This window comes from Planktotalea arctica (assembly GCF_002105285.1).
GTDB classification, from domain to species: Bacteria; Pseudomonadota; Alphaproteobacteria; order Rhodobacterales; family Rhodobacteraceae; genus Planktotalea; species Planktotalea arctica.
The window spans coordinates 160,321-171,915 of sequence record NZ_MUHR01000005.1 but is presented as its reverse complement, the minus strand read 5'-3'; the positions used below and the strand labels follow the sequence as shown (position 1 = coordinate 171,915).

General features: G+C 52.7%; 9 protein-coding genes and 1 tRNA gene. 4 read left to right on the top strand and 6 right to left on the bottom strand.

The window, feature by feature from the left end:
• Positions 1-13 precede the first annotated feature (13 nt).
• The 5 genes from B9P63_RS05510 to B9P63_RS05490 all read right to left on the bottom strand — a co-directional run bounded on the left by B9P63_RS05510 (position 14) and on the right by B9P63_RS05490 (position 6,367).
• The gene (locus B9P63_RS05510; RefSeq protein WP_176219115.1) at positions 14-1,315 is read right to left on the bottom strand and encodes a flagellar hook protein FlgE; all 1,302 of its coding nucleotides are present in this window, start codon (positions 1,313-1,315) and stop codon (positions 14-16) included.
• A gap of 88 nt (positions 1,316-1,403) precedes the next feature.
• The gene (locus tag B9P63_RS05505) at positions 1,404-2,234 is read right to left on the bottom strand and encodes a flagellar motor protein MotB (protein WP_085307558.1); all 831 of its coding nucleotides are present in this window, start codon (positions 2,232-2,234) and stop codon (positions 1,404-1,406) included.
• An 80-nt stretch (positions 2,235-2,314) separates the two neighbouring features.
• On the bottom strand, positions 2,315-2,977 hold the full coding sequence (locus tag B9P63_RS05500) for a CatB-related O-acetyltransferase (RefSeq protein ID WP_217806497.1): 663 nt from the start codon (positions 2,975-2,977) through the stop codon (positions 2,315-2,317).
• 13 nt (positions 2,978-2,990) lie between these two features.
• Positions 2,991-4,949, bottom strand: coding sequence for a glycosyltransferase (locus B9P63_RS05495; RefSeq protein ID WP_176219104.1), 1,959 nt, complete (start codon positions 4,947-4,949; stop codon positions 2,991-2,993).
• 680 nt (positions 4,950-5,629) lie between these two features.
• Entirely contained in the window at positions 5,630-6,367 is a 738-nt protein-coding gene (locus B9P63_RS05490) for an ABC transporter permease (RefSeq protein ID WP_085307881.1), read from the bottom strand.
• 147 nt (positions 6,368-6,514) lie between these two features.
• Between B9P63_RS05490 and B9P63_RS05485 the strand changes: the two genes are divergently transcribed.
• Positions 6,515-7,699 carry a KpsE/RkpR family capsule polysaccharide export protein gene (locus B9P63_RS05485; protein ID WP_139816210.1) on the top strand — a complete coding sequence of 395 codons (1,185 nt, stop codon included), beginning with the start codon at positions 6,515-6,517 and terminating at the stop codon, positions 7,697-7,699.
• A 4-nt stretch (positions 7,700-7,703) separates the two neighbouring features.
• The gene (locus B9P63_RS05480) at positions 7,704-8,417 is read left to right on the top strand and encodes an ABC transporter ATP-binding protein (RefSeq protein WP_085307554.1); all 714 of its coding nucleotides are present in this window, start codon (positions 7,704-7,706) and stop codon (positions 8,415-8,417) included.
• 743 nt (positions 8,418-9,160) lie between these two features.
• On the opposite strand, the gene B9P63_RS05470 is transcribed toward B9P63_RS05480, so the two are convergent.
• Positions 9,161-9,237, bottom strand: a tRNA-Arg gene (locus B9P63_RS05470).
• 118 nt (positions 9,238-9,355) lie between these two features.
• Between B9P63_RS05470 and B9P63_RS05465 the strand changes: the two genes are divergently transcribed.
• Together B9P63_RS05465 and B9P63_RS05460 are read left to right on the top strand one after the other, a co-directional pair.
• Complete coding sequence (locus B9P63_RS05465) at positions 9,356-10,381, top strand: LacI family DNA-binding transcriptional regulator (protein WP_085307553.1); 1,026 nt, start codon at positions 9,356-9,358, stop codon at positions 10,379-10,381.
• Positions 10,382-10,384: 3 nt separating this feature from the next.
• Positions 10,385-11,566 carry a winged helix-turn-helix domain-containing protein gene (locus B9P63_RS05460; protein ID WP_085307552.1) on the top strand — a complete coding sequence of 394 codons (1,182 nt, stop codon included), beginning with the start codon at positions 10,385-10,387 and terminating at the stop codon, positions 11,564-11,566.
• Positions 11,567-11,595 lie beyond the last annotated feature (29 nt).

The following is an 11,595-nucleotide window of genomic DNA, read 5'->3' as shown; positions in this document are numbered from 1 at the left end:
AGATTTCCTCTAATTAGCGTTTGATATTCGTCGTTTCCTGAAGCATCTCGTCAACGGTCTGGATAACCTTTGCATTCGACGAATAGGCGCGCTGCGTTTGGATCATCGAAGTCAACTCGGCCGCGACATCCGTCGTACTTTCTTCGCGCGCATAGGCTACAATGTCACCGGTGGGCCCATCCCCGGCATTCCACAAGAAAAACGAACCGCTTTCCGGTGACGGCAGATAGGTTTGATTGTCGAGCGACACCATCCCGTTCGGATTTGGAACGTCCACTAATGGCACCTGATAGATGGTTCGGGTAATTCCCGTGTCGAAGAAGGCGTGGACGAAGCCATTCGCATCGACTTCCACCGCTGTCATATTTCCAACTGGGGACCCATCCTTGGAAATCGAAACTGGGGCAAAGCTATCCGAAAGCTGCGTCAAGCCCTCAGAACTCCCGGCGCGGCCAATATTCAACTCGAGCGGCCCACCCGCGACGTTCACAATCATAGCGCCGGTACTGGGATCATATGCACCACCACTTATGCTCGTAACGGATTGAAGTGTACCACCAGAGGTTCTGCCATCATCGAAGAGAAGCGTATACTCGCCGATAATAGCATCGTCTTGCGCAGTGTCCTTCAGCGTGAGCGTCCATTCGTTGGAAGACCCCGTGCCCGGCACTGTTGGCACAAATTCCAGCTTTACATTTTCCGAGGTTCCCAGATTGTCATAATATTCGATAGAAAGCTGTTGTAGCTCACCATCTGCGCCTTCCTCTGTTTGAGTCGCGGGCAGGTTGACCGCGATATCGATCGCCGTCGTTGGCTCACCAGTAAATTGATTCACATTAAGTCTTACCGGTTCCAGCGCATCTTGTGTGTCACGGGGGAATGCAGGAATTGTGCCGTCCGGTTGCGCCGGCCAACCCATGAGAACCATACCAGAGGGCGTTTTCAAGTATCCATTTGCATCGGTGCGAAATGATCCGGTCGTCGAAAGGAACATTTGCGGCGACCCGTTTTTGCCCTGCACTTCAGACGCCAAAGCAACCGGAATCATCCCACCGCCCCGCACCGCCAAATCAGTCGGGTTTGAGGTCGAAACAAGCGAACCCCTTTCGTCGATTAATCTTTGCGTCGTCGTTCGAACGCCACCCGCCGAATATGTGGCACCTTGCGACGAGATGACCATAGAGTGAAAGTCTGTCGCCGCTCGTTTGTAACCGAACGTTGATGCGTTCGCGATATTGTCAGAGATCGTGCCCAGTCTAGTTGCATTGGCGTTCAGCCCCGCCACACCCGCGTTCAATGATGAAGAAATTGTCATACTCTGCCTTTCTATGCCGCCACGTTGCGACACAGATAAAGCCCAGAACTTAAAACCCCCCTAACAGCTCAAATTGAGTCCAACTTGTTTATTCCTCGATCAGGAAAATGATCTCGATACGGTTATTTCTAACAGCAAGAGCATCACTTGCAGTCAGGCTTGTGTCAGCATTTCCTGTAATCCGCTCAAACCGGTCTTCATTCGTGCCCGAGAACTCCAACATGCTTCTAATGGTCAGGCTTCGCTGCATTGACCTGCGCCAGGGGTCATTATCCGCGCGAACGATTGGTTCCGTCCGAACATGTGCGGCTATCGCTATCCGGTTCTGCGCGCCGGCTGCTATATGCGCTACCTTGTTGATCAGATTGTTCAAAACCGGGTTGGCCTTGTTCGAGCCATCAAAGAGCGCGCGGTCCGGAAGATCGAAAATTTCGATCACTACGCCTTCGTCCGAAATTCGAGAAATCACGTGCTTGAGAGCGCTATCAAGCAAATCGCTTTCCCCGCCCTTGCCGAGCAGAGTCGCATTTAGGGTTTTAACCAACTCCTCAGCTTCACGTTTGGCCTCGCCTTGGCTTTTGGCACTTTCGTCGGCCTTGATCCAAGGTTCCTTGGCCCCGGAAGACCCGGTTCCCGATCTCGCCAGTGTATTTTCCGAAAAAATCGAGTCGCCTCCAAACGCACCTGTTCCACCGCCAGAAATGCGATTTATCGGGACATTCGGATTGAAGTAATCCGCAATACCCTTTCGTTGTTTTTCCGTCGTTGCATTCAAGAGCCACATCAACATGAAGAACGCCATCATTGCAGTCACAAAGTCTGCATAAGCCACTTTCCAGGCACCGCCATGGTGCCCACCGCCGCTGATGATTTTCTTTCTCTTGATGATAATTGGCGCAACTGCATTGCCCGTCGCCATATTCACCACCTATTTTTCACCCAGGTGGAGATTAGCATTGCAACTCTTAACGGGTACTCAACATTTAGAATTTTAAAGAATTAGTGACCAAGGCCACCTGTTTCACTCACGACGAAAACACTTGGCTCAAATTCTTCTGCGCTCGGCAGGTGCATAACATTATGGATGAATCGCGCCGGATCTGCAGGGCACAATGCCTTAAGTTGCCATGGTGCGAATTTCCACCATGCACATCGAAGCATCGGTGAAATCAGTTCAGGTTTCAGGCGCCATTTCTTGATCACAGCAGGGTTGCCTGCGACCACAGCATAGGGTGGCACATCTTTGACAACTACAGAATGCGCGGCCACCAAGGCTCCATGGCCAATGGTTACGCCTGCTGCAACATAAGCGCCGTGACCGATCCAGACATCGTTGCCGATCTGGGTTACTCGCACCTGCGTCGCGGGGCCTTCGGCAACGGATTCGTCAGTGTGAAATTCGTGTGCACCGCGAAAGCTCCTACCGACATCAAACAACTGATCCCTCAAATAGAATGCAGGACTCGTGGAGGACCAGCTTGTTGGATGGTTTTGCCGACCGATCTGAACCTCTTCTCCAAATGAACAATACCGGCCAACACGCGTAGCAAATGCGTAGCCGGAAACTTGATAGGAAAAGGCACCCAACTCCAGAGAATGATGATATTCGGTCCACTTCAAGCTGCTCGGTGCCTCAAGGCGCGCACCGATCGGGATTTTCATTTGGCTGTTAGAGCTACGCGGCAAAACCTCGATACCCGCCACCTTCAAGGCTGGGATCGACACATTGATTGAGTGCGCCATCGGCAAGCTCCTTATGAATAAACGTCAATATTTTTTCCGGCTCCGCTGCCCAGGCAAAGGGCATTGGGTAGCCATTTGCCTCCCGTGCAACAGCTTCGCCTTGCGCACCGATATCGAATGCGAAAACCGGAAGACCGGTGGCAAGGGCTTCGTGGGTCGTGTAGGAAAAGGTCTCGGGCCAAATACTTGGAATCACCCAAGCCGCGATGCCGTGTTTTTCCATGAGCAATGGAATATCCGTTCGCTCGTAAGTACCGGTTTCGACACAACGCTCACCCAGCGGGAAACTGGGGTCAACCCGCCCCACAATCACAAGGTTTCGGACGCCACCCAACGGCAAAAGAGGCGACAAACGGCAAAGCACATCCGCGCCTTTTTGAAAGCCGATATCACCTAGGATGCCAACCGAGGTTAGATTTACGTGATCCGCAATCTTGGCATTGCGCATCGGCGCAATTCGATGAGGCCTGACTTCGATCTCGGTCGATAGCTGTGGAAAAGCTTGAGACATAATCACTCTACTACTCTCGGAAAAACACACGATTCGATCAGCGCGCTGCAAGACTGCGCACCATGTGCTCCGCCATGTCACATTTCTGACCAACGTACCGTCCGATCCCGAAAACTCATGCGCTGCATCAAGGTGATCAAGGGATGGGATGCCGCCGTAGGTGCCGTCGGAGTCTAGTAAACAATAGGACGGGCTAATCAGGAAATAGTCGTGCACAAGGACGATCAGATTGGCGTTCGTCGCATCTTGAAGCACCGTGATTTCGTGGCTCAAACCTACCGGATCACTGTCACCCACCGCACAAGAATAGTAAATTTCTCCGCAGCTGATGGGTGACAATAAAGTTTTCAACAGGCCAAAATCACCTGTATCCGCAAACACTTTACCTTGGCCCGTATATAGCTCGATCCGCCAACGCAACGTACCCCCGACCCGCAATACGATGATGCCCTGACCACCAGCATTGGCCACGGTAATTTTCTCCTGCAAGTAAAGCTCTGCCCCACCGCCCAAAGAATGCGCGATATATATTTGCACGCGATCTTGCGACGCATCCAGATGCGCAATGCCGGCCAAGAGCCGAGCACTTACAAGGGGGTCAGTGGCAATGAAATGTTGCACTGCTTGATCAAACTGGGGGTGCCGTTTTGTGATGCGCTGATTATTGCGCGCGATCGAGGCCTGCTTTTCCACACTTCCAAAGGATGCGCCACCGCGATGCTCGACGAACAATGCGGGCTGACACATATGCAGTCCACCTAGCGCAAGCGCCTTCTGGCACCAATCTACTTCTTCACCATAGCCACGCCCAAAAGCTGTGTCGAACTCCGGCAATTTGCGTAAAAACCTGTTATTTATCGCCATACAAAACCCGACGCCGGTCGGAGCCGATTTGCAGGCATCAATCGAAATATGCGCACGCAGGCTACGATCAATTTGATCGCCTGCACCCTCGATAATATCACCATTCTTGCAGATCACGGGGACGGAAAACACCTCGGCATCGTTTGACAACGGCGTCACGCTTGCAACACTAGCATTCGTCATGATGGGATGGATCAAACGCGATGCCCAACCCTTGGGAACCAGAGCGTCCGAATTTATTAAAACCGCATGATCACTATGCTCGAGCGCAACCTTGAATGCGCGGTTTACGCTTTTGATAAAGCCAAGATTCTCTCTATTCTCAAGAAGGTATATTTCATGCCCCAAAATGCTGTGCGTATCACGCCATCGGCGCACCATCGGACGCACCGCCGGGTCCGTCGAGCAGTCTTCGACCAAAATCAACCGCCACGGCACATCCGTATTTTCGACAATCCGCGTGAGAGCCAGCCCCAAGACATCTGCAGCATTGAAGATCGGCAAAATCAGCGTCAACTTCTTCGGATTTTTCGCAGCGACTGACTTATGAAAAACGCTGGCATCAAGGATTAGGCTTGACGCGCAATCACCTATCCGCATCGCGCGTTTGGCTTTTTGTCGGCTCACACTGTTGGGGGAAAAATAAGCACGTATCAGGGCAGGAGCCGCGCGAATAACGTCTCTGGCAAAACTGATTCGAATATGGATTTGCGCACTGACCCGTTGACGCCACGCTGGGTGTGGACACTGTATTTGCAGGGTTGTGTTATCTTTTTTCAACAACAGAAATACGCCTTGCGTTTTACCATAGCATGCAAGGTTGAACCCACATCTTTGCTCTGCCCTTAGCCCTAATGCCGCGTTCACGTCAGCACGAAGAATATTCGGCGTCTCCCAATGTACATCTCCGGGATGGGTAAGGGCGACGCGCCCCTTTGCGCACCAGCCCTCCACTCGCAAACTATGACGCCCGTAGCAAATCCGCTCAATCTGGCCACGTTTTTCACCATCCCCATCAATAATTTCAAACCCAGGAAGCAAAAGAGCGAAATGATGATCGCAATAGAGATGAAACAATCGAGAGATCAAAGAAAACACGTCGCACGCACCCAAAATGAAGCTGTTTTACGCTGTTTAGCGGCTATTCCTGAATCATTGCCTAATAGGGGTGATTTTCAGCAAAGTATTTTGGCCCTTTATCGGTTCAGCAATCTATCCTTGAAGCGCCAAATCAGGAAGAAACCCAGCACACTCAATCCAAGCGATAGAAACAGGACATAGGTCACGGAAACATAGGCACCGGAGTAGCCGAAATAGAGACCCTGGCGCATCACACCGACGACATGCACGATAGGGTTGAACCAAAGCCAATCGCGAAAGGGCATTGGAATGGATTCGAACGTGAAAACGATGCAGGATAAAAGAAACATTGGCCTGTTCGCGATACTCCAAATGCGTTGCCAGACGGGGAAGCGCGTGACCAGAAAGCAGTTCAGCGTACCCACCCCAAATCCGAGCGTAAACGCCAGCAAGATGGCTTGGGCCAGGATTGCAATGTTGGGCGTGGCCTGAGTAGCGATCAACACAAGCAGCCCGCCCAATATCAGACAACTTACCAAGGTTTGCGTAATGATATTGAGCAAGGCCCGGGCCAGCACCGCATCCGCGAGCGTAACCCTAGGATACCCCAGCAAAGGCAGGGAAAAATTGATCGACTGCGAGAGTTTTCCACTTAAATCCGAGTAAATCAAAAAAGGAACCAGCCCCGAGGCATAAAAAAGTGCAAAACTGGTGCCCAGCGGCGGTGCTTGAAATCCAAGCGAAAAGATAAAGGTCAAAAGCGCGATACCCGCGACTGGCTCTGCCACCGCCCAAAGATAGCCGCCGGGCGATCGTCCATAGCTGGTCGCCATTTCGCGCAGCACCAACGCCATTATAGTCTGCATCGCACGCGGCACACGCAGGGATCGCATAGTTCGTGTTTTAAATATTTGATCGCTCATTGGGCTCTAAATGGCGCCGAATGTTTACCTATTGTTTAACAGGTTCTGCGAAACACGGCTTAGCAAAAAGGTAGAGCCGTGGCATTAGCTGAAAACATCACTGTTCTGAAGGCCGGTCCCGGCTCAAGTCACGCATTTGCGCCGCCTGTTCGATCTGCGCACCTGCGTTTCCGTCACATCGCGGCAGCTGTTAGTTTCGCAATGATGGTCCTTCTTCCTGTTATCGTGAGTGCAGTGTACCTTTGGACGCGGGCCTCAGATCAATATGCCTCGACTTTTGCGTTCAGCATCCGCAGCGAGGAAGCAAGTAGCGGGATAGAACTTCTGGGCGGCATCGCTGATCTATCAGGCTCCGGCGCCAATGATAGCGACATCCTGTATGACTATTTACGCAGTCAGCACCTTGTCGAAAAGATGCAAACCTCGCTTGATTTGGCGAACCTCTGGTCGCTCCCCGAACGCGATCCAATCTTTGCTTTCGAAAAGACTGGCCTGATTGAAGATCTGCATAAGCACTGGGATCGAATGATAGATATTTCCCACGATAGCACACGCGGAATTATCGAAGTGCGCGCCCGTGCATTCAGCCCCGAAGACGCGCGCCTTATCAACGAGGAAATTCTGGATCATAGCGGCGAATTGATAAACCAAATCAACAATATCGCGCATGAAGACGCCGTGCGATATGCGCTTGACGATCTACAACGCACCAAGGCTAGGCTGTCACAAGCACGCACTGCCCTCACAGAATTTCGTGTGCTTAACGAGATGGTCGACCCCGGCGTTAATATCAGTACCCAAACCTCTTTGGTGGCCACATTGGAAGCGCAATTGACTGAAACACTGATCGAGATTGCGATGCTTTCGGCGAACACGCGGCGCTCGGACACACGGCTTAATCAAGCGATTCAGCGCCAGAATGTGTTGCAATCAAGGATTGACCAAGAGCGCAGCAAACGAACCATTGGAACCGGTGAAGCGGGCAAGCAAGGCATGGCACGTCTGTTTGGCGAATATGAAAAATTGATTGTCGAAGTCGAATTTACCGAGCAAAGCTACCAGATCGCGCGTGCAGGCTTCGACGCTGCTATTTCGGACGCGCGGCGCAATACACGGTATCTTGCAGCCCACATTCTGCCGACCAAAGCTGATAAGTCTCTCTTTCCGAAACGCGGCTTGATCCTTTCGTTCATTGCACTTGGCACATTCTTGCTATGGGCACTGATATCACTTGTCGGATTCAGTTCTTTAGATAGGCGCTAGACAGATGATCCGTTTCGAGAATGTAAGCAAAACTTTTGTCCTTGGCGGTATCCGAAAAAACGTCGCACGAAATATCTCGATGCTCATTCCAACGGGTGCCTGCGTCGGGCTTTTAGGGCGCAACGGGGCGGGGAAGTCCACCTTGATGAAAATGATATCCGGCACACTTGCCCCAAGCGAAGGCCGGATTTTTCACAGTGGTACAGTCTCTTGGCCTGTGGGGTTTGCCGGATCATTTCATCCAGAATTGAGCGGCGCACAAAATACACGCTTTATTGCCCGCGTTTATGGCTGCGACACCGAAGAACTGTTAGAATTCGTCGATGGGTTTGCCGAGCTTGGCAGTCATTTCTACTTGCCGTTTCGCACCTATTCGTCCGGCATGCGCTCTCGGCTAGCCTTTGGCGTCTCTATGGGTGTCCGATTTGATACCTATCTCATCGACGAAGTCACCTCTGTCGGCGACGCCGCCTTTCAAACGCGCAGCCGCAACATGTTGAAAGCAAGAACCCAGCAGTCAGGCGCAATTGTGGTATCCCATGGGATGGGCATGATCCGACAATTGTGCAGCGCCGGTGCAGTATTGGAAAACGGAACATTGACCTATTTCGACAATATCGAAGAGGCTATCGAAGTACATGAAGCAAACATGGCGTTGAAAAGTCTTTGTCGCACAAATCAGGAGAGGGTCGGACAGCGGCAAAAGGGCGTCCGTTAGCGTATGGCGCGTCCCTTTGCTTGAGTGGACATCGCCAGGCTTTTCCACCTTGTCGATGATGACCAAGGGCCCGGCTTGACGATCTCTCCGGACGGTCTGCATCAGCTTTCCTGGCGTGGCGTTGGACCGCCCTCGTTGAGCGCCAACCAATGCAAAAGTTGATGGCTCACCCGTAGCATCAATGAGGGTCGTTGGCACCGTCAGATGGTGTGCAACGCGGTGCGCCCAATAGCTTTAGCCGATACCAGGGGACCCAACTAAAACCAGCGGATTGAATCGCAGCCCAGGCAGCCCTTCTCGCGCCGATGCGCGCAGTCCATGCCAAACAGACTCGGTCGCTGGAGCCATCCAAGGCATTTCTTCGTGCAAACCCGTAGCGAACTCATCTGCCTCGTGCTCTGTGGCGATATGTGCGACGGGCAAGCCGCATTGCAGAGTCCTTTCATAGCGCGGGCGTTACCCTGCGCTGCCGCCCAACGATCACTGACCGATAGGCAGATAAGTTACGGAAGGTTCCGGAACCCAATGAATCCCTAGAAAGGGGATTTGAGAACAACTGTCAAATCGCCGATGAAAGTGCGCATCTAAGCCCATAAAGAAAGCGCATGCTCATGACCGTAAGTCTCTGTAATTATTTATTAATATGGACTATTTTTGCTGATTTTTCCATAACTTTGCCCACGCTATTACTTTCTTTTGCGCAAACATATGCTTTTTCTGGCACCTGTATTTATTGGCAGATTTGGTGACCCCGGCAGGATTCGAACCTGCAACCTGCCCCTTAGGAGGGGGCTGCTCTATCCAGTTGAGCCACGGGGCCACGCCGAAAAGCCTTAGCCCGTTCTTAGCAAAATGTCAGGATGAAATTCACCCCATGGCGCTTGTGAGGAAATCGAATTATGTTCGCGATAACATAATCCCGCGCTGAGGAAATTCCCTTGTCCAAAACCGATAGCCGCCCGCTCACCCTGCGCGATGTGTCCGAAGCCTCTGGCGTGTCCGAAATGACCGTAAGTCGCGTTTTGCGCAATCGCGGGGACGTGTCGACGACAACCCGCGAAAAAGTGCTGAAAGCGGCCAAAGACCTTGGCTATGTGCCCAACAAAATCGCAGGCGCACTGGCGTCGCAGCGCGTCAATCTGGTAGCGGTCATTATCCCGTCAATGTCCAACATGGTGTTCCCCGAAGTGATGACTGGGATCAGCCAAGTCCTTGAAAATACGGAACTTCAGCCCGTCGTCGGCGTCACCGACTATCTGCCCGAAAAAGAAGAACGCGTCCTGTTCGAGATGCTATCATGGCGTCCGTCTGGCATCATCATTGCCGGTCTCGAACACTCGGATGCGTCGCGCGCAATGCTCAAAGCCTCAGGCATTCCAGTCGTTGAAATAATGGATGTGGACGGCACACCCATCGACACGTCAGTCGGAATTTCCCACCGCCGTGCAGGGCGCGAAATGGCCAAAGCGATCCTCAAAGGGCGCTACGAGAAGATCGGTTTCATGGGCACAAAAATGCCGCTCGATCACCGTGCGCGCAAACGTTTCGAGGGCTTCACAGAGGTGCTTGGCAAAGCGGGTGTCGAGATTATTGAGCGCGAATTTTACTCCGGCGGCTCTGCTCTTGCCAAGGGCCGCGAGATGACGGCGGCGATGCTGGAGCGCAATCCAGAACTTGATTTTCTTTATTATTCCAACGACATGATTGGTGCTGGTGGACTGCTATACCTCATGGAAAAAGGCTACGACATCCCCGGCCAGATCGGCCTTGCGGGTTTTAACGGGGTCGAGCTTTTGCAAGGGCTGCCGCGTCAATTGGCAACGATGGATGCCTGCCGTCTGGAGATCGGGCGCAAAGCTGCTCAAATCATCGCAGGGCGCGTTGAAAGCCCGGGCGCAGAGATGGAAAAGCGGGTAGAGCTCACTCCGACGATCAGTTTTGGCGACACGCTGAAACGGCGCTAGGGCGTGTGCGTTCCAGTCCTTGACAACAAGACTGCCCGCGCCATTTTTCTCGATCGTCATTTGCTGAGCAGTGCGCCCACAGGCAGCGGCAAGGGCGATGATCTCCTTGACCTGATCACACGCCTTGGATTTGTTCAGGTCGATAGCATCAACACGGTTGAGCGCGCCCATCACATGATCTTGCGCGCACGGCGCACGAAATATCGCCCCAACAACCTCTCGCAATTGCTGGAAACAGAACACTCCCTATTCGAGCATTGGACCCATGACGCGTCGGTCATTCCATCGCAATTCTTCCCGCATTGGAAACTGCGTTTCGCGCGCGATGCGGAAAAGCTAAAGCGCCAATGGCGCAGTTGGCGGCGTGCCGGGTTTGAGGAAAAAGTCGATGCCCTCTTGGATCAGATCGCCGTGGAAGGCCCGAAATCCTCCGCATGCGTCGGCAAGGGTGAAAAGCGCAGTTCAGGCGGCTGGTGGGACTGGCACCCGTCCAAGACTGCACTGGAATATCTATGGCGCACGGGCGATCTAAGCGTGACGCACAGGGTCTCGTTCAAGAAATTCTACGATCTGACGGAACGTGTTCTGGACGCGGAATTGATCGCTGAGACGCCAAGCGAGGAAGACAGTATAGATTGGCTCTGCAACGCGGCTCTCGATCGCCTTGGCTTTGCCAGCCCGAATGAAATTGCAGCGTTCTGGGATCATGTGACCTTGCAAGAAGCCAAAGACTGGTGCGTCAACGCCGGGGTGATCGAAGTGGATATCGAGGGCCATGACGGCAGCCTGAAACGCGTCTTTGCGCGCGATGGGATCATGGAAGAAACACCGCCCAAACCCACAAACCGCCTGCGCATTCTAAGCCCCTTTGATCCTGCTTTAAGGGATCGCAAACGCGCCGAGCGTCTGTTCGGGTTTCACTACAGGATTGAAATTTTCGTGCCCGAGGCCAAACGCCAATACGGCTATTACGTCTTTCCAATCATGGAGGGCGATCGTTTGACCGGGCGCATCGATATGAAAGCGCTGCGGGCTGAAGATGTGTTAAACGTCACGGGTCTTTGGTGGGAAAAGGGTGTGCAAGTAACGCCCGCGCGGCTGGATCGTTTGCACCGCGAGTTGGATTTGATGGCGGATTTTTCGGGCGTATCGAACATCAGGATCGACCCGACGCTCGGCTTATGAGCGTGGATGAGTTTAAAGGGCAAGATGAA